The organism is Thermomicrobiales bacterium (assembly GCA_037045155.1).
GTDB lineage: Bacteria > Chloroflexota > Chloroflexia > Thermomicrobiales > CFX8 > JAMLIA01.
Genome location: JBAOIG010000003.1, coordinates 1203851 through 1226713 on the forward strand (window position 1 = coordinate 1203851; position 22863 = coordinate 1226713).

Annotated in this window: 21 protein-coding genes and 1 riboswitch; of the genes, 11 read left to right on the forward strand and 10 right to left on the reverse strand. The window is 64.5% G+C overall.

Annotated elements, in window-relative coordinates; genetic code table 11:
* The first annotated feature begins 113 nt into the window (after positions 1–113).
* Positions 114–746 carry a hypothetical protein gene (locus tag V9F06_08840; GenBank protein MEI2617721.1) on the forward strand — a complete coding sequence of 211 codons (633 nt, stop codon included), beginning with the start codon at positions 114–116 and terminating at the stop codon, positions 744–746.
* Here V9F06_08840 and V9F06_08845 read toward each other — a convergent pair.
* Positions 717–1037 (reverse strand): hypothetical protein, encoded by a 321-nt coding sequence (locus tag V9F06_08845; protein MEI2617722.1) that lies wholly within the window; start codon positions 1035–1037, stop codon positions 717–719. The genes V9F06_08840 and V9F06_08845 overlap by 30 nt on opposite strands.
* A gap of 34 nt (positions 1038–1071) precedes the next feature.
* On the reverse strand, positions 1072–1590 hold the full coding sequence (locus V9F06_08850; GenBank protein ID MEI2617723.1) for a hypothetical protein: 519 nt from the start codon (positions 1588–1590) through the stop codon (positions 1072–1074).
* A 185-nt stretch (positions 1591–1775) separates the two neighbouring features.
* Here V9F06_08850 and V9F06_08855 point away from each other — a divergent pair, with 185 nt between their 5' ends.
* From V9F06_08855 to V9F06_08880, 6 genes are all read left to right on the forward strand, one after another.
* Entirely contained in the window at positions 1776–3452 is a 1677-nt protein-coding gene (locus tag V9F06_08855; GenBank protein MEI2617724.1) for a ribonuclease J, read from the forward strand.
* Positions 3453–3519: 67 nt separating this feature from the next.
* Positions 3520–3630: riboswitch (TPP riboswitch) on the forward strand.
* Between the two features lie 123 nt (positions 3631–3753).
* Positions 3754–4545, forward strand: a complete 792-nt coding sequence (locus V9F06_08860; GenBank protein MEI2617725.1) for an ABC transporter ATP-binding protein — start codon at positions 3754–3756, stop codon at positions 4543–4545.
* Complete coding sequence (locus V9F06_08865; GenBank protein MEI2617726.1) at positions 4542–5384, forward strand: ABC transporter permease; 843 nt, start codon at positions 4542–4544, stop codon at positions 5382–5384. Before V9F06_08860 ends, V9F06_08865 begins: the two co-directional genes overlap by 4 nt.
* A 41-nt stretch (positions 5385–5425) precedes the next feature.
* Entirely contained in the window at positions 5426–6535 is a 1110-nt protein-coding gene (locus V9F06_08870) for an ABC transporter substrate-binding protein (GenBank protein MEI2617727.1), read from the forward strand.
* A gap of 281 nt (positions 6536–6816) precedes the next feature.
* Positions 6817–7053, forward strand: coding sequence for a sulfurtransferase TusA family protein (locus V9F06_08875; protein MEI2617728.1), 237 nt, complete (start codon positions 6817–6819; stop codon positions 7051–7053).
* 15 nt (positions 7054–7068) lie between these two features.
* Positions 7069–7311 carry a hypothetical protein gene (locus V9F06_08880; protein ID MEI2617729.1) on the forward strand — a complete coding sequence of 81 codons (243 nt, stop codon included), beginning with the start codon at positions 7069–7071 and terminating at the stop codon, positions 7309–7311.
* 182 nt (positions 7312–7493) lie between these two features.
* On the opposite strand, the gene V9F06_08885 is transcribed toward V9F06_08880, so the two are convergent.
* The 7 genes from V9F06_08885 to V9F06_08915 form a co-directional block, all read right to left on the reverse strand.
* A complete protein-coding gene (locus V9F06_08885) occupies positions 7494–8504 on the reverse strand; it encodes a sugar kinase (GenBank protein ID MEI2617730.1) in 1011 nt (336 codons plus the stop codon).
* 2 nt (positions 8505–8506) lie between these two features.
* A complete protein-coding gene (locus V9F06_08890) occupies positions 8507–9151 on the reverse strand; it encodes an Lrp/AsnC family transcriptional regulator (GenBank protein MEI2617731.1) in 645 nt (214 codons plus the stop codon).
* Positions 9152–9277: 126 nt separating this feature from the next.
* Positions 9278–10579 carry an FAD-binding oxidoreductase gene (locus tag V9F06_08895; GenBank protein ID MEI2617732.1) on the reverse strand — a complete coding sequence of 434 codons (1302 nt, stop codon included), beginning with the start codon at positions 10577–10579 and terminating at the stop codon, positions 9278–9280.
* A 90-nt stretch (positions 10580–10669) separates the two neighbouring features.
* Positions 10670–11977 (reverse strand): hemolysin family protein, encoded by a 1308-nt coding sequence (locus V9F06_08900; protein MEI2617733.1) that lies wholly within the window; start codon positions 11975–11977, stop codon positions 10670–10672.
* Between the two features lie 57 nt (positions 11978–12034).
* Positions 12035–12520 (reverse strand): J domain-containing protein, encoded by a 486-nt coding sequence (locus tag V9F06_08905; GenBank protein ID MEI2617734.1) that lies wholly within the window; start codon positions 12518–12520, stop codon positions 12035–12037.
* Positions 12521–12612: 92 nt separating this feature from the next.
* A complete protein-coding gene (locus V9F06_08910) occupies positions 12613–14733 on the reverse strand; it encodes a S8 family serine peptidase (GenBank protein MEI2617735.1) in 2121 nt (706 codons plus the stop codon).
* Between the two features lie 108 nt (positions 14734–14841).
* Positions 14842–15702: a TIGR00730 family Rossman fold protein gene (locus V9F06_08915; GenBank protein ID MEI2617736.1), complete on the reverse strand. Its 861-nt coding sequence runs from the start codon at positions 15700–15702 to the stop codon at positions 14842–14844.
* A 244-nt stretch (positions 15703–15946) separates the two neighbouring features.
* Between V9F06_08915 and cysS the strand changes: the two genes are divergently transcribed.
* The 4 genes from cysS to V9F06_08935 all read left to right on the forward strand — a co-directional run bounded on the left by cysS (position 15947) and on the right by V9F06_08935 (position 20623).
* Entirely contained in the window at positions 15947–17146 is a 1200-nt protein-coding gene (gene cysS / locus V9F06_08920) for a cysteine--tRNA ligase (protein ID MEI2617737.1), read from the forward strand.
* Between the two features lie 123 nt (positions 17147–17269).
* Positions 17270–17875 (forward strand): DUF3105 domain-containing protein, encoded by a 606-nt coding sequence (locus tag V9F06_08925; protein ID MEI2617738.1) that lies wholly within the window; start codon positions 17270–17272, stop codon positions 17873–17875.
* Positions 17853–19151 carry a hypothetical protein gene (locus V9F06_08930; GenBank protein ID MEI2617739.1) on the forward strand — a complete coding sequence of 433 codons (1299 nt, stop codon included), beginning with the start codon at positions 17853–17855 and terminating at the stop codon, positions 19149–19151. Before V9F06_08925 ends, V9F06_08930 begins: the two co-directional genes overlap by 23 nt.
* A gap of 83 nt (positions 19152–19234) precedes the next feature.
* Complete coding sequence (locus V9F06_08935; protein MEI2617740.1) at positions 19235–20623, forward strand: glutamine synthetase family protein; 1389 nt, start codon at positions 19235–19237, stop codon at positions 20621–20623.
* Here V9F06_08935 and V9F06_08940 read toward each other — a convergent pair.
* Entirely contained in the window at positions 20620–22728 is a 2109-nt protein-coding gene (locus tag V9F06_08940; GenBank protein ID MEI2617741.1) for a glycosyltransferase, read from the reverse strand. The genes V9F06_08935 and V9F06_08940 overlap by 4 nt on opposite strands.
* Positions 22729–22863: the final 135 nt, after the last annotated feature.

A 22863-nucleotide genomic window follows, 5' to 3' on the forward strand; every position in this document is an offset into this window, starting at 1 on the left:
TCACGGATTGCACACGCGCCGGCCGCGCGACGCCAGACGGGAAAGGTCGATGATACGCTTGGATCACGATGACAGCATCAGCTGGACGATCAACCGAAAACGACCGGGGGTCCTTGCCGTTCGGACCGGGCCTCGTTGTCGTGATCCTCGGCCTGTTACTGGTCGCGGTTGTCGCCGCCGGTGTCTGGCTGAACCATCGCGACCGCACGCCGGCCGAATCAGTCGTGACAATCGCCGCGCTCCGCGCCGACCCAACGCGCTACGACAACCAGATCGTCCATATCGAAGGGCAGGTTGAGGACGTCCGCGAGGCGCCATTCCTCTCCCAGTACGCACTGTACACCCTTCGCGATGAAACCGGCTCGATGCGTGTCCTGACCCAGCACGGCGCCCCGCCCACGGGCGCTCCAACCCGGCTGGTTGCTACTTACCATGCCAGCGTCACGCTCGACGACGAGTTACGCGCGATCATCCAGGATCGGCTCGGGGCCGCGGCCGGCGAGCTCACGCGACTACTGCCCGGCATTCCACTCAACGTCGTCTTTCTGGAGCAGGAGCGATACGAGCCGACGTCGTCCCGGCGTTCCCCGGCGCCCTTGCGATTGTTTGCCACGCAGCGACACGCCTCGGCGTCGTCGATACGCTATGTGGCGAGCAGGCACGACGACCGAACAGTCCACCCGGTCGCATTCCGAATCGGTTTAGCTGGGGGCAGTTCAGCTCTGGTTACGGTGGAGGGCCGCTGAATCTGCTGTCATCGCGGTCGGATCTTTGACCTTCTCGCGGAAGATGTCGCGAAGCTCGGCTTCCCGGGCAATCTTGGCTTCCTCGCCGGCCACCCGCACTGCCTCAAGGCGAGCCTTGATCTGATCGACGATCCCCGGCCTCGGCTCGACGTCCCCGACGACCCGGGCAACGCCGTCCGGTCCGCTCACCTCGAGCTCGACGCCGGCCTGCATCTCCAGCAGCTTCGACGCTGCGACGCCGACGCCAGTTCCGATCGCTGTGCCCACCAGGATCTTGATCCCGTTATTCACTGTGATCTCCTTTCCCGATCGGCCATTTCGGCGATCAGCGCGACCGCGAGCGTAGCAGCAGCAACAACAGCGCGACAACCCCGCCGAGCGCCCCGCCCAGCGCGGCAGCCGACGCCGGCGTCAGCAGCGGCTCGACTGGCCCGTCGGCGTGGCCGGCGAACAGTACGATGCGCGAGCCCTCGACCGTCGCCCGGTCGGTGCTGAGCAGGACAATCGCGCTGTCTTTGACTCGCGCTTCCTGAGCCACCACCTGGACGGCGCTCGATTTCAGCAGCACGACGTTGTCTGCGCCGATCGTCAGCGCGCCGGACTGGTCGAGCTGAGCAGACTTCGTCTCTAACGCCTTCGCGCCAGAGCGCTCCATCGACACACGCTCGGCGGTGATGCGCTCTGCGCCAGACCGATCGAGCAGCACCGTGGTCGCCGCGATATCACCGACATCGACCTTCGTCGCCTGCTTCGCCGGAATCGAGACTCTTCCTCCCGGCTGCTTCCAGATCGTGTCTCGCACGCCGGCTTCGCCGTTCTGGTTGTCCTGTCGCTCGTCACTCATCCATCACCGCCGCCAGACACTCACGAACGTCCACCAGGCCGGGGGACAACCGCATCTTACGGATCCTGGCATGCGAGCGTCAACGCGTGTTTGTGTCGCAACGAGGAAATCAGCGCCGCGCGGTATGCTTGAGGAGAATTGATGTAAGCCGGCCAGTGCGGCACGGCAAGGAGGACAATCGACAGATGGCTCGACCGCGAATGCGCGCAATTCCCCTCGGCGGTGTCGGCGAGGTTGGCAAGAATATGATGGCTATAGAGTACCGGGGCGACCTGGTGCTCATCGATGCCGGAGCAAAGTTCCCCGAAGAGGAGCAGCGCGGCATCGACCTGATCATCCCCGACACGACCTATCTCACCGAAAATCTCAACCGCTTCCGCGCTATCCTGCTGACCCATGGCCACGAGGACCACATCGGCTCACTCCCGTATCTCGTCCCGCAACTGGATAGCATCGCGCCGGTTCCCATGTACGGGTCCCGGCTGGCGCTAGCGTTTGCGCGGAACAAGCTGGAAGAGGCCAAGGCAGCGCACCTCGTCGATTTCATGCCGATCGATCCGGGCGTGAAATATCGTATCGGCCACCATATGGAGGTCGAATTCATCCCGGTCACCCACTCGATCCCCGGATCCATGGCGATCTCAATCAGCACGCCAGTCGGCCGGATGATCCACACGGGCGACTTCAAGTTCGATCCGACGCCGCCGCTCGGTCCGCACACCGACGAACGACGCCTGCGCCAGATGGGGGACGAGGGCGTTCTGGCCCTGTTCTCCGACACCGTCCGCATCGAGCGCGAGGGCAGCACGCCGAGCGAGGCGATCGTCTCCGAGACACTCGACCGGATCATCGGCCAGGCGCAGGGGCGCGTGATTCTGACATCGTTTGCGTCAAACATCCTCCGGCTGGAACAGGCAATCGAGAAGGCTGCCCATCACGGTCGGAAGGTCGCCGTCGTCGGGCGCAGCATGGTCCAATCGGTCGACGTCGCCCGCGACCTCGGCTATATCAACCCACCCCCCGGAGTCATGCGCCCGGTGGACGAGGTCACCAAGCTGCCGAAGAATCAGGTTATGATCCTGACCACCGGCTCGCAGGGTGAAGCCTCGGCCGCGTTGGCGCGAATGGCCAGCGGCGACCACCCGCAGCTGCGGATCGCCGAAGGGGACACGGTGATCCTGTCCGCCACACCCGTACCGGGCAACGAGGAGACCGTCTCGCAGACCATCGATAACCTGTTCCGCCGTGGCGCAAACGTCTGCTATTCCGCGATCGAGCCAAATGTCCACGTCTCCGGCCACGCCGCCCGTGACGAGCTGCGGCATATGATCGAGTTGTTGCGCCCGAAGTTCTGCGTCCCGATCCACGGTGAGTACCGTCACATGCACCTGTACAAGCAGATGGCAATCGAGACCGGCATCCCCAGCGCCAACATCCTGATCCCCGAGTCGGGCGTGCCGATCTCGTTCTCACGAATCGACGCGCGCAAGGATCCAGCCGTCAACGGCGGGTCGGTGCTGGTCGACGCGCTCGGCAACGACCGGTATCGCAACGTCGTGCTACGTCGAAGGGACGAGCTGGACACTGTCCAGGTCATCATCGCGACCGTCGTCGTGGATCTCACCCGCGGCGCGATCATCGCCGGACCCGAGCTGACCGGGATCCGCTTCGATGACGAGGACAGCCGTAAGCTGATCGCTGGCGCCGAGGCCGAGCTACGCAGCTACCTCGAGCGGCAGCTCCGACGGGGCGGCATGTCCTACGGCTACCTGGTCGGCAAGGTGAAAGACATCGTCGCGCGCTACGTGTACCAGAAGGCCAAGCTGCGCCCGATGATCCTCCCGGTCGTCACCGAACTGTAGGCAGGACGCGGGCGTCCTTGACGCCCGCGACATTCCCTGATTCAATCGGAGCCACAATCGAACGCTCCGGGGGAGCGACGGGGGCTTGGGGAGCCAGGCTGAGAGGGTGGCCAGTCCGCCACCGACCGTAGGACCTGACCTGGGTAATGCCAGCGTAGGAATGTCTGCACTCGCGACGCGTTGCGGGTGAACGCTTCGGACACGACGAACGCTGGGCGATGGCGCCGGCGTTTTTTGTTGCCAGCCACCGCCCAGCGCTTGTCCCCAGGCCAGGATCCCGCGACGAGAATCGACGGGAACCGTGGCGACGATATCGACAAACAACGAAGCAATTACCCTGCGCGGCGTCGGCAAGACGTTCGGCGCGACCCAGGCTATCGAGGACGTCAGCCTCTCAGTCGGGCGTGGCGAGATCGTCGCTCTTGTCGGACCGTCCGGCTGCGGCAAGAGCACCATCCTCAGCATCATCGCCGGCCTGGTCGACCCGGACGAGGGCGAGGTCCGGCTGGATGGACGACCTGCGCTTCCGCGGCCCGGGCGGGTTGCGCTCATGCCGCAACGCGATGCCTTGTTCCCCTGGCGCACTGTTGTCGACAACGCCATCCTCGGCCCCCAGATCGCCGGAAGCGACGTTGGGGACGCACGCAAGCGGGCGCGCGACTTGCTGCCACGCTTCGGTCTCGATGGGTTCGGCGACCACTACCCGGCAACTCTCTCCGGCGGCATGCGTCAGCGGGCGGCGTTCCTGCGCACAGTCCTCATCGGGCAGGACACGATGCTCCTCGACGAGCCGTTCGGCGCGCTCGATGCCCTCACCCGCCGCTCGATGCAGGAGTGGCTACTCGATCTCTGGGAAGACATCGGCGGCACGATCCTGCTGGTTACCCACGACGTCGAGGAGGCGCTGCTCCTTGCCGACCGTGTCGTGGTCATGACTGCCCGCCCGGGCCGGATCAAGCTCGTCGAGCGTGTCACCCTCTCGCGGCCACGCGAGCCGAGGATGGTCGATCTCCCGGAGGCAATTGCCCAGAAAGCCCGGCTACTCGCTGCCCTCCACGACGAGGTTGCGTTCGCGATGGGATCGAGTCGGTGACAAGCGCCCAGCGAGAACGCGCTCTGCCAGCCACCCGCGCGGAACCGGGCACGACCAGGCGGCGGAGCATTCCCTGGCGATCCGTCGCCGGAGTGCTGCTACCCGTGCTGGTGATTGCGGTGTTGATCGTCGGCTGGGAGATTGGAGTCCGGATCGCCGGCACGCCGCGGTGGTTCCTGCCGAAGCCAAGCGACATCGTCCGCGAGATGATCGAATCCCGGGCGCTGCTCTGGCGCCACACGGTAACGACGCTGCAGGAGATGTTGGTCGGGCTGGCGTTGGCGTTCGTCCTCGGGATCACGCTGGCCATCGCGATCGTCGGCTCGCGGCTGGTCGAGCGGGCCGTCTACCCGTTGGTGATCGCAAGCCAGGCGGTTCCGATCATCGCGCTCGCGCCGATCCTGCTGGTCTGGTTCGGCTACGGGCTGACGCCGAAGGTCATCGTCGTGGTGCTGACCTGCTTCTTCCCGATCGTCGTCGCCACGGTCGGAGGCCTACGGGCAGTCGACTCCGACGCCGTCGCGCTGCTCCGCAGCATGGGCGCGAGCCGGTGGCAGCTGATGCGGATTGTCCGCCTCCCGTCGGCCCTTCCGGCGCTGCTGGCCGGCACGCGGATCGCCGCTGCATGGTCGGTGATTGGCGCGATCGTTGGCGAGTGGGTCGGCGCGTCGGCCGGCCTCGGATACCTGATGACTCGCTCGGCGTCGCAATTCCAGACACCGCGCCTGTACGCAGCCGTCACGATCGCCGCGCTGCTGGGAATCGCGCTGTTCGCACTGGTGTCGCTCATCGAGCGGCTTGTCCTGCCGTGGCAGACCCACGCCCGGCGCGGAGATTGAACCGGCAGGTTGCCGGCATGATGAGAGGAACGAGGAGATCGATGCATACCCTGATTTTCCGGCAACGCTGGATCGTCGTGGCCGTCGCGGCGCTGCTTGCTGGCACTCTGTTTGCCGGGTGCGGCGGCAACGCAGCCACCGGGTCACCAGCCGGGTCGGCCGCCACCACGACGACGAGCGCGACGGCCCCGGCCAGCGCGCCGGCAGGCTCTCCGGCCGGCACGCCCGGCGAGGCGACCAAGGTCAGTATCGCGCTGGACTGGTACCCGTGGTCAAATCACACCGGGCTCTACATGGCGCAGTCTACCGGCGCATTTGCCGACCAGGGAATCGAACCGAACATCTACGTTCCGTCCGACCCGACGACAGCGCTGCAGCTCGTCGCCGCCGGGCAGGATGACTTCACGATCTCATATCAGGCCGACGTGCTGATCGCCCGCCAGCAGGGCCTCGACGTGGTCTCGATCGCAGCGCTCGTCCAGCATCCGCTGAACACGATCATGACGCTGCAATCGTCCGGCATCACCGAGCCCGCGCAGCTGAAGGGCAAGACGATCGGCATGGCCGGCGTGCCGAGCGATGACGCGCTGCTCAAGACCGTTCTCCAGTCGGCCGGGCTGACACTCGATGACGTCAAGACGGTGAACGTCGGCTTCGATCTGATGCCGGCGCTGCTCGGTAAGCGCGTGGATGCCATCATCGGCGCGTATTATGTCCACGAAGCCATCCTCGCCCAGCAACAGGGTCAGCCGGTCAACGCCATCAACGTCGCGGACTTTGGCGTGCCGGACTACTACGAGCTGCTTCTGGTAACCAGCGGCGAGATGATCCGCGACCATGCCGACGTCGTCCAGCGGGTCGTCAACGCCGTCGTGGCCGGCTACGCGGCAGCCGCCGCCAACCCGGACGAGGCGATCGACCAGCTCGTCAAGGCGTACCCCGAGACCGACGCGGCAGTCGAACGAGAGGGCATCAAGCTGATCATCCCGATGTGGACCGACGGCGGCAAGGTCCCGTTTGGCTCCCAGACGGAGGAGCGCTGGACTTCGTACGCCGACTGGCTGCGCCAGCACGACATCCTGGCCGGCGACGTCGACGTTACCAAGGCGTTCACCAACACATTTATCGAGCATGCCCACATGGGGCACTAGCACAGGCCAGCAGTATGGCCGGGAGCGATATGTTCGCCGCTCCCGGCCATGCCGACAGTCCCACCACGACTCTGGGACTGTGCAGGCGGCGGTGGCACGCCTAGTATGTCGGAGACCGATCCACCGGCAGCCAGATCGTCGGGATCTGGCGCGGCGGGTGCGTGTTCGTAGAAGGAGATCGCAAGAAGCACGCTCGAGTTCTCGGCCATTTCCTCACGTCCGCCGATTCCCCCAGAAGAACCTCCCCGATCCGCAACTGCCTGTTTCACTGGGAGACTGCGATGACGAATCATCTCGATGTCCGAGGGCAGACCTGCCCCGGGCCAACCACCGAAACCCTCAACACGCTCAAGCTTCTGCCGGATGGCGCGACGCTCAACGTCGTCAGTGACTACCTGCCGGCCCGCTACACGATCCCGTCACTGATGAACGACCTGCGCTACCCGACAATCGTCCACGATAACGACGACGGCACCTTCACCGTCATCATTCAGAAGGTCACGGGCGTCGCGTCATAACACGGAGGGTTCCACATGACAGCCAAGCTACTTTGCGTCGGGCTGCACGCGACCGACGACCAGACTCTGGCAGCGCTCCCGTTCGTCACCGCGCTCGGCGCGAAATCCGGCGGGATCGACGTTGAGATTGCCCTCGTCGGGGAGGCCGTCTACCTGATGAAGGACGAGGTCGCCAGAAGCGTCCACGGGGTCGGCTTCCCTCCGCTCAGCGAGCTGCTCGAGAAGACGATCTCCGCCGAGATCCCGATCTGGATTTGAGGTGGCTGCTCGGTCGCCCGTGGGGTGACCCCAGCCGATTTCGAACATAAGGGCGGCAAGTTCATGGACCCGGTGCGGTTCGCCCAGCTATCCACCGACCGCAACCCGTTGACATTCTGATTCACGTTCCCGGAGGGGCGGCGCAGCGCGCTGGATCGCCTCGCCACCCTCCGGCAACCAGCTTAGCGGTCTATCGCGTGGGCATCCCCGTCGACGAGATCGATCGCTTCCGCCAACTCCTCGGCGGTAACAATCGCGAAGTCGCCGGCAATGGTCATCTTGAGTGACGCCAGCGCAACACCGGATCGCAACGCCCCGGGCAGGTCGTCCGGCTCGTCCAACCAGCGATGGAGCAACCCTGCCGCGAACGCATCGCCCGCGCCGACAGGGTCGATCGGCTGTACGCTTGGCGCTGCCTGGTGAACGGCCGCATTCGGCGCTGCTCGCGAGATAGCGACCGCGCCGCCGGCCCCGGCCGTCACAACGACGACGCTCGCAGTGGTGTAGTCGAGCAACGCTCTGGCCACGTCGGCCGGCGGCCCAGCTATACCCCAGATCGTGCGCGCGTCGTCGATCCCGCAGAGCAGCAGCGTGATCCGTTGCAGCAACGGGGATAGCCCCTGCCGAGCCTCCGCTGGGTTCCAGAGTCTGCTGCGGAAATTGACATCCAGCGCCACCGGAATGCCGGCATCGACTGCCTCGTTCGCAAGGTTGACGCACATTGCCGCCGCGCTGCCGGAGAGCGCCGGGGTGATGCCAGTGAGATGGAGCGCGCCCGCCGCGCGAACGATCGCCGGATCGATCGCGCTGGCGTCCAGCGCGGCAATAGCCGAGTTCTCCCGGTCGTAGAGGACGCGGGTCGGGCGCGGCTGGCTGCCGGTGTCCATGAAGTAGACGCCGGCCCGCGCGTCAGCAACCCAGACGACCGGCGACACGTCGACGCCGTGCATGCCGATCTCCCGGGCGATCCGACGGCCGAGCGCGTTCTCCGGCAACGCGGAGACCCAGGCGACTTGCCGGCCGAGCCGCGCAAGCGCGACGGCAACGTTCGACTCCGCGCCTCCAACCGTGACGTCGAGGGCAACCGCCGACTCCAGCCTGATGCCCGCCGGGGTCGTCAGCCGGATCATTGATTCGCCGAACGTCAGCAGATCCCAGCCCGGCCGGCCGGCCGCTGGTCGTGGCCAGCCCAAGCTTAGACCGAGACTGGCTCTCGGTCTTCGACCGGAATCTGCGCAACGGCGTCGTCCTTGCCGTTGCCGACGATCGACGATGTGAGGTCGGTCGACCACTGATGGCTCTTCTTGACCACGCGCATGCAGACCGACGTCTCGATCCGGGTAATGCCTGGAACGTGCGCCAGATGGTCGGTAACGAAGAGGAACATCTCCTCCTGGTTACGGAAGGATGCGGTCAGCACCAGATCGCTAGCGCCGGTCGTGATCGCCAGCCACATTACCTCGGGCATCGTCGCGATCGCGTTTGATGCCTCAACGAAGCTTCGCGGTTCAACAGTCACCGAGATGACCGATGTCAGCGCATAGCCCAGATGCTCCGGGTCGACCGATGCCGCGATCTTCAGTACTCCGCTATCGGTGAGTCGTCGCACGCGGTAGCGCACTGTCGCCTCGGGAACATCGAGCCGCCGGGCAACCTCGCGATTCGAGCGACGCCCATCCTCACGGAGCAAAGAGATGATCTGCCTGTCGAGCTCATCCGGCTGGATCACCGATCGCGGCCGCGTCGTATCGTCGGTGACGCGCCGCTTGGCCGTGCGGCGTCGATCCGACGATCCCTGCTTCGCGCGCCCCTGCGCGCGTCCGGTTCGTTCCTCACTCATACCTGTCAATACTCGCGTTTCTGCTGTGATTCTCCAAGGCGTCGCGTAATCCACGCGCGCACCGTCACGCACGCCCACCGTGAACGCCGGGCGTGCCGTCCTGTATGCGCAAGTCTACTCCGAAAATCAATCCTCGGCAGATGATTCGGAACGGATCGCTCCCGACTCGCTATAGCTCTTGGGGTTACTCTTCTCCCCAGCGGTGAAGGGGTTGTCCCAGGAAACCCCACGGCTGGCGAAACGGCTCGGGTCGAACGGTGTCAGGTCCAGCTGCTCTGGTTCACCCGCCACGCGCTGTGAGACCGCCTTGCCCGCCGCCACCGCCATCCCGAACCCGCCGCCGTTATAGCCGGCGCTGACATAGAGGCCATCGGCGGACCCGTAGCTCCCGATCAGCGGCAGCCCGTCTGCGGTGAAACCCATGATCCCCGCCCAGGCCCGGATGACCGGGACATGCCCGACCCCGGGGAAGATACCACTGAGGCACTCCGCAATGCCCGACACGACCGGAGCGGTCACGCGCTCCTCATAATGGCCCAGTCCTTCGTCGATGTCCAACCGGCGGTATCCACCGCAGAGCAGTTGGCCGGTCGCCGTCTGGCGACCGTACTCCTTGTCGAAGTTTGTCCCGAACGGCATCGGCAAGACCGGCCCGACCGACTGAGTCACCAGGATCTGGCCCCGCGCCGGCACCACCGCGCCGGCCGGCAGATCATGCAGGATCTTCGGCGTCCATGCGTTGGTCGCAACCACGACCGCGCCGGTGGCGATCGTCCCGGCCGACGTCCGCACGCCGGTCACCCGGCCGTTACTGGTGAGGACCTCCTGGGCCGGCGTCCAGGGAAACACGAGGGCGCCGTTTCGTCGCGCTCCGTTCGCCATCGCATGAACCAGCGCGAACGGCCAGAGGTGTCCGCCGCGGCGGCTGAGCTTTGCGCCAAGGACCCTCTCGCTGACCACCGGGACGATGTCGGCGAGCTGTTCACGATCGAGCAGCTCGACATCACCGCCGGCCTTCGACGCTGACCCATGGGTCGCGACGAGGTGGTCCCACTGCTCGTCGGTCATCGCGATATCGAGGCTGCCTTCGAGCCGCAGCGAGAAATCCTCGCCCAGCTCAGCGGGCAGCTCCTCCTGAATCAGCCGCAGGTTCTCCGTGTTGAGCTCGAAGACCGCCCTGCCGACCTGCGTCGGCACCATCGTCCCGCCGCCGGTCATCCCACCATTTCGGCCGGATGCGCCGGAGCAGATGCCACGCATCTCGACGAGGACGACCTTCTTGCCTCGTTTTGAGAGTTGATACGCGGCAGAACAACCAGCTACTCCGCCACCAATCACCACCACGTCGGCTTCAGCCGGCAGCGGTCGATCCAGGTCGAATCGATCCGCCCAGCTGGTCGACCCACGCTCGTTCCGCTCCTCGTTCACGAGAACCTCCCTTGTCGTCCACGACGGTCCGGGGCCATCCATATCGTAACGGTTTCGTGGCAGCCACGCGAGTGCCGTAACCGTTCAGGGCTAATTCGACGCATCATCGATCGTAATCAGCACTTTATCGACCCGCAGCCCGTCCATATCGACGACCTCGAAGCGGTAGGCCCCCCATTGCCAGGAATCACCTTCCGCCGGCACGCGCCCCAACTGAGCCATCATCAATCCGCCGACCGTGTGGAATCGACCCTCGCCAGCGCCGGGCAGGCTGCCAACCCTCAGCAGATCGCGCAACTCGATGGTGTCGAGCTGACCATCGACGAGCCAGGAACCATCGTCGCGCACAACGACCTCCGGCGCAGTGAGGCCGGCCAACACGTCGAGATCACCGATGATCGCCTCAAACACGTCGGTGAGCGTGATGAGCCCCTGGATCGACCCAAACTCGTCCACAACGAATAGCCGGTGAGCGCCTGTCACTGTCATCTGCTTGAGCACGCCGAGCAACGAGGCCGTTTCCGGGACGTAGCGCGGCGGTTCGAGGCTCGCGCTGACGTCGAGCGGCCTGTCCACCACGAGCTTGCCGGCCAACGAGTGCACAGTCACGATTCCGCTGAGTCGATCCAGATCTCCATCGTAGACCGGGTAAGTGTCGTATCGCGCAGACGCAATCCGCGCGCGATTCTCTGCTTCGCTGGCGGAGAGGTCGACGCCGACGACCTCGTGGCGAGGTGTCATCACCTGCCCTGCAATCAGGTCGCCGAGATCCAGCACCCGACTGAGGAGCGCCTGTTCGGCAACGTCGAGCACGCCAGCCTGGGTGGCGCGATCGATCAGATGCTCGACCTCTTCCTCAGTAACATCTGCCTCGCTCGCGGATGGAACCCGCAGCAACCGCAACAGAGCCTCGGTCGAGACACTTAGCAACCAGACGATCGGGCGGGCAACCATCGACAGGACGTGCATTGGCCTTGCGACCGCCGCGGCGATCCCCTCCGGGTGGCGCAACGCCAGGCGCTTCGGCACCAGCTCGCCGACAACCAGCGAGAGATAGGTGATTGCCGACACGACGAGCGTCAAGGCAACCGCCTCGCTGTGTCCGCCGACCAGCGGCAGCTCGGACAACCCCGGGATGAGTGCGCGAGCGATCCGAGCGCCACCGAAGGCGCCGGCCAGAATCCCGACCAGCGTAATGCCGATCTGAACTGTCGACAGGAATCGATTCGGGTGCTGGGCAAGCTCGATGGCGGCCTCCGCGCCGGCGCTCCCGGCATCGGCGCGCTGGCGCAACCGGAACGGGCGCGCCGAGACGACCGCCAACTCCGACATCGCTAGCACTCCGTTGATCAGCACCAGCACCAGCACCAGCAGAATCTCTAGCCAGATCGAGCTCATCGACGCCCTTTCAGCACATCTCGAAGAAAAAGATGGCCGCTCTCCGGCCGGCAACGCTCAGCCGACGAGGCCACTCAGCATCGTCGGCAGCACAAATACAATCAGCACAATGACCAGCACGATCAGCGCAAACGCAGCAGTCGCGCCCAGTATCTGACCCACCGCCAGATAGTAGGCGCGACGTTGCTCGCGGACGACGTGCAGAGTCGGCGGCTTCGGAGTCGCATGAGCCAGCCCGGTCTGCCCGGGGCGCATCGACGTGTACTGCTGCATGAGGGTATCCGACAGCACTGTCGCGCGGATCTGCTCGTCGTACTCACGCCGCAACTCCGGTCGCGACAGCACCGCGTAGGCAGCGTTGATCAGCTTGGCGCGCTCCTCGGCCTTCGCGCGCTGGAGGGGATCTCGCACGCGATCCGGGTGCGTGAGTCGCATCAACGCCCGGTAGGAGCGACTGATGTCCTCCCGCGAAGCGCCGTAGGCTACGTCCAGCACCAGGTAGTAATTGACGGTCGGGTCATATCGCGGTCGCGCCGCAGGCACCTGTCGTCAATCCTCCACCCGCGGGACAATAACGATCCACAACGCACGAGCGCACAGAGTGTAGCGCACGCAGGCCGTCTGACCGCGCAGGGCTAGTTGAAGATGCGCAGCAGCCGGCGCACAGTGGCCGTGTCGATCGACTGGCCCGATAGCGCCGCGGTGCGTCGCGCCGCATCAGCCGACGCGACCAGCGGCACGCCGTAGCGCCACTGGTAGTAGTGCTGCCCGACGTTGCCCATCTCGACCCGCCAGCCGGGGTCATTTGAGGGGGTATAGGTCAGGCAACGCCGCTCGAAGCACTGGATCAGAACGTCGGAGTAGATATCCTTGAGCTTCACCTGCGTCCAGTACGCCTCGGTAATCGGATACCCCGTGGCGTAGAACCACGGATCGAACAGCCGGCCTGTCTGGGGCCCATCCGGCGTGACGATCACGCCGCTGCTGTTGAGATAGTCCCAGAATACACTGGCGACACGGTGACCGGTCGCGGTAACCAACTCACTTCCAACGACGCCGTACGCGCCGTAGGCAGCATCGGCGCTGGTCGTGCCATCTCGCGCGATGGTCGTCACGATCAGATCACCCTGGGCGACGGCCGGCCCGGCAAGGAGACCCTCGAACGACGCATACGTCGGGCCTCGGTCGTCGTCCGGGTCGCCAGCAACGTTGACCTGGGCCGGAGAATGCGTCTCGAAGGCGGCATCGCCGATCTGCATCTGACCGGTGATCAACTCCTTGACGAGCAGACCGTTCGTGACGTACCACGGGTTGGATCGGTCACCGAGCGGGTCGGTGATCTCCATCCTGCTCTTGTCGAAGTAGTAGACCAGTCGGCTGCCGTGCTGGGAATCGCTGTATGGCTCGATCTCCCAGGTTCTGGCGCGCTCGCCCCAGAGCCAGGTGCGCGACGACAGCCCGCTCGCCACCGCGCTGTCGCTGCGGGTCCAGGTCGCCTGAATCTGCCCGTGAACTGCCGCCCGCAGCGCAGCCCCGACGTCGAGGATTCCCGCGCCGGTGCCGGCCTGCCGGCCAGGGGCGCCACTATCGGCGGCGGTCGTGGTCAGAATCGTCCGGATATCCTCCGCCCCCGCGCCAGGATCGACCGCTTTGATCAAGGCGACGGCTCCGGAGACGATCGCAGCCGAGAACGATGTGCCCGACACAGGAGTGTTGTTCGAATAGAAAACATCGGCCCAGTAGTTGCCGTAGAGCGCGTCCCAACCGGGAGAGTAGATCGAGACACCCGGCGCAGCCAGATCGATCCGCGACACTCGCGAGGTGAACGAGGCCGGGTTGCCGGCTGCATTCACCGCGCCAACCGCGATCACCTCGTCGTAATTCGCGGGGTAGCTGATCGCGCTGACGCTGTTGCCGCCAGCCGCGACAACGACCACGCCGCGGTCACGCGCATATCGCATCGCGTCACGCTCGGCCTGAACGTACTCGTCCGACCCAAGGCTGAGATTGATGACATCTGCCCCGTGATCGACCGCCCAGTAGATGCCGGCGATCTCGTTGGCGACATCGATCTCGCCACCGTTGCTGACCACGCGGATCGGCATGATTCGGACATCCATCGCGACGCCGGCCGTGCCAATGCCGTTGTTCCCTTGCGCCGCGATGATCCCGGCAACGTGGGTGCCGTGCCCGCCGATATCCGCGGTGTTATCCGTCCCGTCAATCGCGTTGTAGCCAGGTGTCAGTCGCTCGATCAGATCGGGGTGGGTCGGGCTAACGCCACTATCGACAACTGCCACGACCACCGAATGAGCCCGGTTCGGATCGCCGATGTCGCCGGTCGTGATATCCCATCCCTGGGTCGCATTGATCTGGTCGAGCCAGCCCCTCTGCTTGCCAAGGTCCGGATCATTGGGCTCCCAGGCGAGGAAACGCTGCACATTTGGCGCGACCCCGGCCACGCGCGGGTCGCCGAGCAACGAGCGCTGGGCTTCCGCGGCCTTGCGGGGGCTATCGAACGTGGCCAGGATGACCGTTCCGGCCGGATCGAGGGACCGAACAGCGCGGGCATGTTGCACGGCGGATCTCGCGCCGGGTTCCCGAAGCTGAACAACGAGGCCGGACGATGGAAACATCTGGTCGGCCGCGAGCGCCGTAGGCGGGCTGGCAAAGGAGAAGAAGCCGCCAGTGACGAGGATGGCCACCAGCGCGAGCTGCAATCGCGGGAGAATGCCCGACGCGTGGCGTCGCACCATGAATCGCTCCAAGAAAAGCCGTACCAGCCTCCGCGGCCCACACCGCAACCCGGTGTCCGGGATCGCATGCGGTGAATGGTCAGATGTACCAGATCCCGTAGCCGGGCGCTAGCCGCGCCCGCCGTCGGCGATGCCGAGATGGCGCGCAGCCGACTTGTCCTCGTGGCCCCAGCACTGCTCGTCGTAGCAGCTCGTGATGACAGCACAAGCCTCGTCCGCAGAGTCGGTTACGATCAGTCGTCGCAAGTCTGCCGTCGCGATCTTGCCCTCCGCCAGCATCGTGTCGCGGATCCACTCCAGGAGACCGCCCCAGTAGGACGACCCGAACATGACGACCGGGAAGTTGTGGATCTTCCCTGTCTGGATCAGCGTCAGCGACTCGAACAGCTCATCCATCGTGCCGAACCCACCGGGGAAGATGACGAACGCCTCAGCGTATTTGACGAACATCGTCTTGCGGACGAAGAAGTAGCGGAAGTTGATCGCGATCTCGACATACTCGTTCAACCCCTGTTCGAACGGCAGCTCGATATTGCAGCCGATCGACTGACCACCTGCCTCGACGGCGCCGCGATTGGCCGCCTCCATAATGCCCGGCCCGCCGCCGGTGATAATCGCAAACCCCTTCTCGGCCAGCAGCGCTGCCAACCGCCGCGCCTCCTGGTACATCGGGTCGTCCTCGCTCACGCGGGCGGACCCGAAGATCGTCACCGCCTTGCCGATCTCGGCGAGCGTGTCGAATCCGTGGACAAACTCACCCATGATCCTCAGCACCCGCCAGGGATCGGAATGAACGAATGCGTTTGCCTCAGGCGTATGCGTCGCACGCTTGAGGAACAGCTCGTCCTCGGTCGCCCTGCCCTGCCGGGTTGATTGATTGAGCGAAGGGTTGGCTCGCATTCGCGAGGTTGGCGCCCACGCCGGTGGAGCATCCGTGCCCTGCGGTTGCCGCTGTTCGCCATCGTCCATATGCTCACCCTGCCCTTCTGATGCGACTTCCGGCCTCTTGTCCAACTAGACATAAGGTTTACGTAGTGCCGCTGGCCACTACTCAGCCGGCCCTCCGCGTGGGATACTCCCATTTTGCCGGCCTGCCCGGGAATATGCTGCGTCGACGCGATGTTCGACACGGCAGCCGGAACGTTGCGCGAGGGGGCCACGTGCCGGTCGCCCCAATGGACATTGTGATGCAAGTTGAGGACGAGGAGCGTTGGTGAAGCTCTACGATACGCTGTCCGGCAAGAAGGTCGACTTCACGCCACTGGATGGTCACACCGTGCGGATGTATGTCTGCGGCGTGACTCCCTACGATACGACTCATGTCGGTCATGCAATGACCTATCTGACATTCGATGTCCTGAACCGCTATTGTCAGTATCTCGGCTGGCGGGTGAAATACGTCCAGAACGTTACAGACATCGATGATGACATCCTCAAGCGCGCCAATCGCGACCGCGATCGCTGGGACACGCTTGGCGACCGCCACACGCGTCGCCTCGTCGAGGATCTATCGGCGTTGGGCGTCCTCTGGCCCAATCATTTCCCGAAGGCCAGCGAGGAGATCGAGCAGATTATCGAGCTGACCACTTCGCTGGTCGAACGCGGGTTCGCCTATCCGAGTGGCTCCAACGTCTACTTCCGCACCCGGGCCGACGAGGACTACGGCGCGCTGGGGAAATACACGCGCGAGCAGATGATTGCGTTGTCGGCCGAACGTGGCGCGAATCCGGACGACCCGAACAAGGAAGACCCGCTTGACTTCATTCTCTGGCAGGGCACTCAGCCCGGCGAGCCCGCCTGGGAGAGCCCGTGGGGGGCAGGCCGGCCCGGCTGGCATATCGAATGCTCGGCGATGGCCACGAGATACCTCGGTCCGCAGATCGACATCCACGGCGGCGGTAGCGACCTGATCTATCCGCACCACGAGAGCGAGATCGCCCAGTCGCAGCACGCCTGCGGCGCCGAGCCGTTCAGCCAGGTCTGGATGCATATCGGCATGGTCCGCTACCAGGGCGAGAAGATGAGCAAGTCGCTCGGCAATCTCGTGCTCGCGCGCGATGTTCTCCGCATCCACACGCCCGACGCCCTGCGACTGTACCTCCATTCGCATCACTACCGCGACTCTTGGAACTATCGCGACACCGGGCCGGCCGAGTTCGAAGGCGTCGCCAGCCTGTTGAAAGAAGCGGCCCGCCTCGATTCACGACACGGGTACGACTTCGAGGCCGCCGGCTTCCGCGCTCGCTTCCTCGAAGCCCTTGATGATGATCTCGATACGCCCAAGGCGATCAATTGTCTCAAGGAGCTAGCCAGCGAGATCATCACGCACACTGGCGAGGGGGACAACGTCCGTGGCGCTCAGGCGCAGCTGCGCGAGATGGCGGGCATCCTCGGCGTCCAGGGCGTTCGCTAACGTCGCCCGTCGCGGCGGCATGCCACGATCTCAGTGGTATGCCGCCGCGATGGTACGCTTGCCGGCGGTATTTGGCGCCGGCAGTCGGCGCGAGGCGCGAACGCTGCGCTGTGGAACGGGATCATGGACACGAGCAGTCAGGTTGGCGCCGCACAGGTACATGGCGAGCGCAACACCTCGGCGATCCGCCGCTACAAGATCGCGATTGCCATCGGGTTGGCGCTGGTTATCGCGTTCAGCTTCTTCAACGTCTATATGCAGGACCGGCGGCCGGGTCTGCCGAAAGAGATCGAGGGCGTCACGAAGTTCGACAACCTGCCGAACGGTGTCGTTGCCGGCCCGATCACCTATGACCACACCCCGCCGGCGGGTGGACTACACGATCAGTATGCGCAGCTCTGTGGCTACTATCGTGTCCCGGTTGAGGATCGCAACATCGTCGCCTCACTGGCTACCGGGGCGGTCTGGATTGCCTACCGACCGGACTTGTCGAACAAGGATTTCGAGGCGCTGAAGACCGCGTCCGACGGTGTGCTCGATGTGCTGATCACCCCGTATCCCGGTCTGGAATCGCCGGTCGTGCTCACTGCATGGGGTCGCCAGTTGGCAATTGACGACCCGCACGACGAACGGGTGAAGCTGTTTGTCTATGTCTACAAGAACCGCGAATGGGCGCCCGAGCGAGATAAGTCCTGCTCCATCGGGGTTGGCCTCCCGGCTCCGCAGTAAGCTGGACGACCCGCGTTGCGTCCCTCGCGCCATCGCCATCGCGCTCGGCGTCGTCTTCTTGTTGCAGATGGCGGGTCTCGCTATCCATGCCATGCCCGGCGACCTGGTTCTCTATTTCGATTACGCCAATCACATCAAGGATGGGCACGTCCCCTATCGCGACTTTCAGATGGAGTACCCGCCCCTGGCGCTCGCGCCGATTCTCCTCGCGTTCGTTCCGAGCCATATCGTCGGCGGGTTCTTCACAGGATTCGAGATTCTTTTCGCAATCGAGAGTTACCTTCTCGCTCTTGGCGCCGGGCTGATCGTCTGGTCCCTCATACAACGACTGCTGCCAGAGGAGTCGCTGCGGCAACATCAGCTCCGCCTTGGCGCCTACGTCGTCGCCTTCCCGCTGCTGGGGCAGTTGGCGATCACGCGGTTTGACCTCACCCCGACGTTTCTGACGCTTGCCGCGGTCGCCCTCTGGCTACGCCGCACTCCGCGCGCCGAGGCCGGCGCATGGCTCGTGCTGGCGCTCGCGGTCGGCGTCAAGCTCGTGCCGGTTATCGTTGCCCCGCTGCTGGCGCTCGATCTGCTATCCCGCCGCGGGATACGAGCCACGCTCCTCCAGGGGTTCGGGTTCACCGGGGTGCTGGCGCTCCTGATGTTGCCGGGATTCGCGCTCAGTCGATCCGGCTACGCGGCCGCCTACACCTACCAGATGGATCGGGGCATCCAGATGGAGTCGCTCTACGCCAATGCGTTGCTGTTGCTCAGCAAGATCGGCCGGGTCGAGATCGTCACCGCTCACGCATGGGGATCGTTCGAGTATGTCTCAACCTGGACTGCGCCCTTGCGGACAGTGTCCTCGCTCGTCCAGATTTCTCTCCTGACCGCTGTCTACGCAGGGTTCGCATTCGTCCGATTCCGGACGCGTGATGATGACCGACACGACATCCGCCTGGTCACTGCTGTCACGCTCGTCCTGCTGACGTTCGTCGCGACCGGCAAGGTGTTCTCGCCGCAATACCTCATCTGGCTGATGCCGTTCGTCGTGCTCCTGCCCGGCCGGCTCGGACGCCGAACGATCGCGCTGTTCCTGCTCACGCTCGTCGCCTCACAGCTCATCTTTCCCTGGTTCTATAGCCCGCTGCGCCATCAGGCAATCTGGGCTGCGCTCCTGCTGACGGCGCGCAATCTGATGATCATTGCGCTGCTGGGATTGGTTGTGACGATACTGGTTAGCCTGCGAAGTCCGCGCTCGGAAGCCGCACAATCCGTAGAGCAGGCCTAGGCAACGCGTCCGCCTGACAGGACTCGCTGGGCACGCTCTGGGTGACGTTCGAGAAAGATTCGATAGGATCCAATGGAGGGTAGATGGCAGCGACCGTGCGCGAATTCCCGGGACAGCCAACGCCGGACCCCACCGCCGATGAGATATTAGCGGCGTGCCAGGAGGCCGACGTCAAGTTCGTCAACCTCCAGTTCACCGACATCATGGGCGTTGTCAAGATGGTGACGATCCCGGTCGAGGTCTTTCCCGACGTGATTGCGAACGGTCAATGGTTCGACGGCTCGTCAATTGCCGGGTTTGCCCGGATTGCCGAGAGCGACATGTTTCTGATGCCGGATCTCTCGACCTTCGCCGTCATTCCGTGGGAGCGCGGCCGCAACACGACTGCCCGCGTTATTTGCTGGGTCCATCGGCCGGACGGAGAGCTCTTCCCCGGCGACCCACGCGCGGTTCTGTTACGGCAGGTCGAGCGTCTCGCCAATCTCGGGTTCGTCTATCACACCGGCCCCGAGGTGGAGTTCTTCCTGTTCCGCACCAACGGTGACGCCGTCACCATTACTCCAGCCGACCGGGGCGGGTACTTCGATCTGTCGACTGATCCCGCCGCCGAGGTGCGCAAGGATATGGTCCGCGCGCTTCAGGCAATGGGCATCGCTGTCGAGGCAACGCATCACGAGACCGCCATCGGCCAGCATGAGATCGACTTCGAATACGCCGACGCGATGACCACCGCCGATCAGGCGATCACATTCAAGTTCACTCTCAAGGCGATTGCCCAACAGCACGGGCTACATGCGACCTTCATGCCCAAGCCGATCGAGGGCGTTGCCGGGTCTGGAATGCACACCCATCAGTCTCTGGCCCGGCTTGAGGCAGGCAACGTCATCGGTGAGAATGTGTTTGTCGGCAAGGACGACCCGTATGGCCTGTCGCCACTGGCCCGCCAGTTTCTGGCCGGCCAGCTCGCCCATATCCGCGCGATGACCGCCGTGCTGAACCCGCTGGTGAATTCGTACCGGCGCCTCGTGCCGGGCTTTGAAGCGCCGGTCTACGTTTCCTGGGCTCGCCAGAATCGTTCCGCGCTGATCCGGGTGCCGACCACCCGAGCGGGCGGGCAAAACGCGACAAGAATCGAGCTTCGCTGTCCCGACCCCGCCTGCAACCCGTATCTCGCCTACGCCGTCATGCTGGCGGCCGGCCTGGACGGGATCGAACGTGGTCTGGAGTTGCCCGAGCCAGTCGAGGAAAACCTGTACCTGTTCACCGATGACGAGCTTGCCCGCCGCAACGTCGGCACGTTGCCGGCCACTCTCGGCGAGGCCATCGCCGAGCTCGCCCACGACGATGTCGTCCAGGCCGCCCTCGGCCAGCACGTCTACGAACGTCTCTCCGAGGCGCAGACTCAGGAGTGGCGCGCGTTCTGCCAGCACGTCACCCACTGGGAACGCGAACGATACATGGAGATCTACTAGCCGCCGGGCTGAGCTATTCCACCGATGAAATGGGGCAGGGTTACTCGCTCTGCCCGGATGGTTGCGAGCTCATCAATCGGAAGCAACATCGCATCGACTGCCGACCGGGGCACGGGGACGAGCCAGGATTCGCGCTCTTCCCAATTACAGCTGAGTATCACGCTCTGCTCGTCGTGACTGAGGCACATGCCACACGTGTATTCGACCCCCACCTGCGTCAGGTTGAACGCTCGCGATACCCGCGTGATGACAAACGACGAGTCCATCTCCACAAAGCGGTGGAGGTAGACCCGATGCCCTCCCACGATGGCGACTTCATGAATAGTGTAGAGATATCGGCCGCCAACCGGGATGAGCTGTGACGACCCCCGAAAAAGGCTCAGATCGACTGTCGCAGGCGCCTGATGCACGACGCGGCACTGTCCATTCTCCGGATCTGGCTCGAGCACCAGGGTCGGGTCACTCGAGTAGAGAAGAAGCAACCGGCCATCATGGATGAACGGGACCCAGTTCTTCTCAACCGGCTGCCGACCGGCGAACTCCAGCGGAACCAGATGGTCGATCCGTGGGCCATTCGGGTCGATCCGGCCAATGACGACACGAGGCAGATGGTACGGGTCGAACTGGGACGACCCACCTGAGAACCACCATTCTCCACGCCACTGGATCAGCCTGATGTCCTCAATGCCGACGACAAACGCATCAGCCTGTGGCACGGTGACTCGCTCGTCGACGATCGAATCATCGACAACCGCAGCAGAAGCCGTGCTCAGCTGGCGATCCAGCGTCAGCCATGCGTTGCGCGTGCGGTACTTCCCGTCTGGATCGCGGCTGATATAGACGGTTGCGCCGTGTTGGTGGTAGTTGACCAGCCGATTGAGGACCACATAACCTTCGTCGGTGCGACAGATCGAGCTGTTCGCTGGCGCGTAGTTCGGCGCGGAAATCTGGTACGGAATCTCGGTTCGACGCGCGTCGGCGGATGCGATCGGTCGCGTGTAGTACGTCAGGTTGGAGGCCGCCTGATCCTGGGTATGCGAGGGGACATTCCGGCTACGAAGCAACGCGTCGCAGGCGGCGGCCCCGCGATCGTGCTCGCCCGTGTAGTAGGCGGAGATCGAGATCTCCTCGGTCGGACCGCGATCGTAGGCCGCGCCATCGAGGAACAGCGTGTCCTGTTCCGGGAATGGGATGGAAAGGGCCCGCTCCGCCGCCAGCATCGCGATCTGCGACGCGCCGCGGATTCGCGCTGCGCGGGCGAGCTGGTAGAGCGGCTCGGCCCGCGATGGCCGCCTTTGCCAGGCGTTGAGCAGGCCGGCAACTGCCCGATCCCACTCCGCGAGCTCAAGCGCACAGAGGCCGGCACGAAACGCCGCGTACCATCCCTCCTCTTCCCACCCGTCCATCCCGGCGCGGCGCTCGTAGAGCGCGCGAGCATCGGCATATCGATGGCTGTCGAAATACGACTGGGCGAGATAGAAGACGGTGCGCGGGTTGTCTGGTTCGGCATCCAGATCAGCCTCGAGGAGTCTGATGTCGCGCTCTGTCTTGTCCGCCTTGGAGCCGCCGTCACCGATGTCCTGGATCCAGGCAGTGTCGAGACGGATCGACCGAGCGCTGCCGGTAGCGGACCAATACTCGTGTGTCGCTCCGACGCTTCGCCACGGAAGCGCGAGCTTTGCGAGGCGCAGGTTGTCGTACTGAAACGCGTCGTTGCCCTGGCGAATCCTGAACGCATCGGCGGTCAGCGCCTCGCGCGCGAAGCTCGGAGTCAGATGAAGCACCATGTCCGCGTCCAGGAAGAGCGCGTAGGAGCGCTCCAGTTCCCAACCAAGCTCCTCGGCGAATGCCCTTGTCTCCGAAAACGACCGGCTGCGATTGACGCCGAAATTCACCCACTCGTGACTGCAAAGCCGCAGCGGCTTGCCGGCCCGCGCCAGTGCCTGTTCGGCGATGGCTGGTGTGTCATCGGTCGAACCGGTGTCGCAGATACAGGCAGCGTCAATCAGGGGCAGCGCGGCATCGAGGCATCGTTGGAGAATCCTTGCCTCGTTCCTGACGATCATGCAGAGGACAATCCGAACCGTCGAGCTACTTCCCGTCATTGCCAACCAGTCTCGATTCAGTCTGTCGCACAACAAGCCGAGCCGGAGCCCAGAAACGTCTGGACTCCGACCCGGTCGATCCTGTCATGCCATCACGGCCGATATCACAGCTTGCAATTACACCTGTGTCGAACC

Bases quoted from the DNA above. Each gene is read 5' to 3' on its own strand.
- V9F06_08855 (MEI2617724.1), top strand. From the start codon at position 1,776: ATGGCTCGACCGCGAATGCGCGCAATTCCCCTCGGCGGTGTCGGCGAG.
- V9F06_08910 (MEI2617735.1), bottom strand. From the start codon at position 14,733: ATGGTGCGACGCCACGCGTCGGGCATTCTCCCGCGATTGCAGCTCGCG.
- V9F06_08880 (MEI2617729.1), top strand. From the start codon at position 7,069: ATGACAGCCAAGCTACTTTGCGTCGGGCTGCACGCGACCGACGACCAG.
- V9F06_08870 (MEI2617727.1), top strand. From the start codon at position 5,426: ATGCATACCCTGATTTTCCGGCAACGCTGGATCGTCGTGGCCGTCGCG.
- V9F06_08925 (MEI2617738.1), top strand. From the start codon at position 17,270: ATGGACACGAGCAGTCAGGTTGGCGCCGCACAGGTACATGGCGAGCGC.
- V9F06_08915 (MEI2617736.1), bottom strand. From the start codon at position 15,702: ATGGACGATGGCGAACAGCGGCAACCGCAGGGCACGGATGCTCCACCG.
- V9F06_08935 (MEI2617740.1), top strand. From the start codon at position 19,235: ATGGCAGCGACCGTGCGCGAATTCCCGGGACAGCCAACGCCGGACCCC.
- V9F06_08900 (MEI2617733.1), bottom strand. From the start codon at position 11,977: ATGAGCTCGATCTGGCTAGAGATTCTGCTGGTGCTGGTGCTGGTGCTG.
- V9F06_08850 (MEI2617723.1), bottom strand. From the start codon at position 1,590: ATGAGTGACGAGCGACAGGACAACCAGAACGGCGAAGCCGGCGTGCGA.
- V9F06_08890 (MEI2617731.1), bottom strand. From the start codon at position 9,151: ATGAGTGAGGAACGAACCGGACGCGCGCAGGGGCGCGCGAAGCAGGGA.
- V9F06_08875 (MEI2617728.1), top strand. From the start codon at position 6,817: ATGACGAATCATCTCGATGTCCGAGGGCAGACCTGCCCCGGGCCAACC.
- V9F06_08940 (MEI2617741.1), bottom strand. From the start codon at position 22,728: ATGACGGGAAGTAGCTCGACGGTTCGGATTGTCCTCTGCATGATCGTC.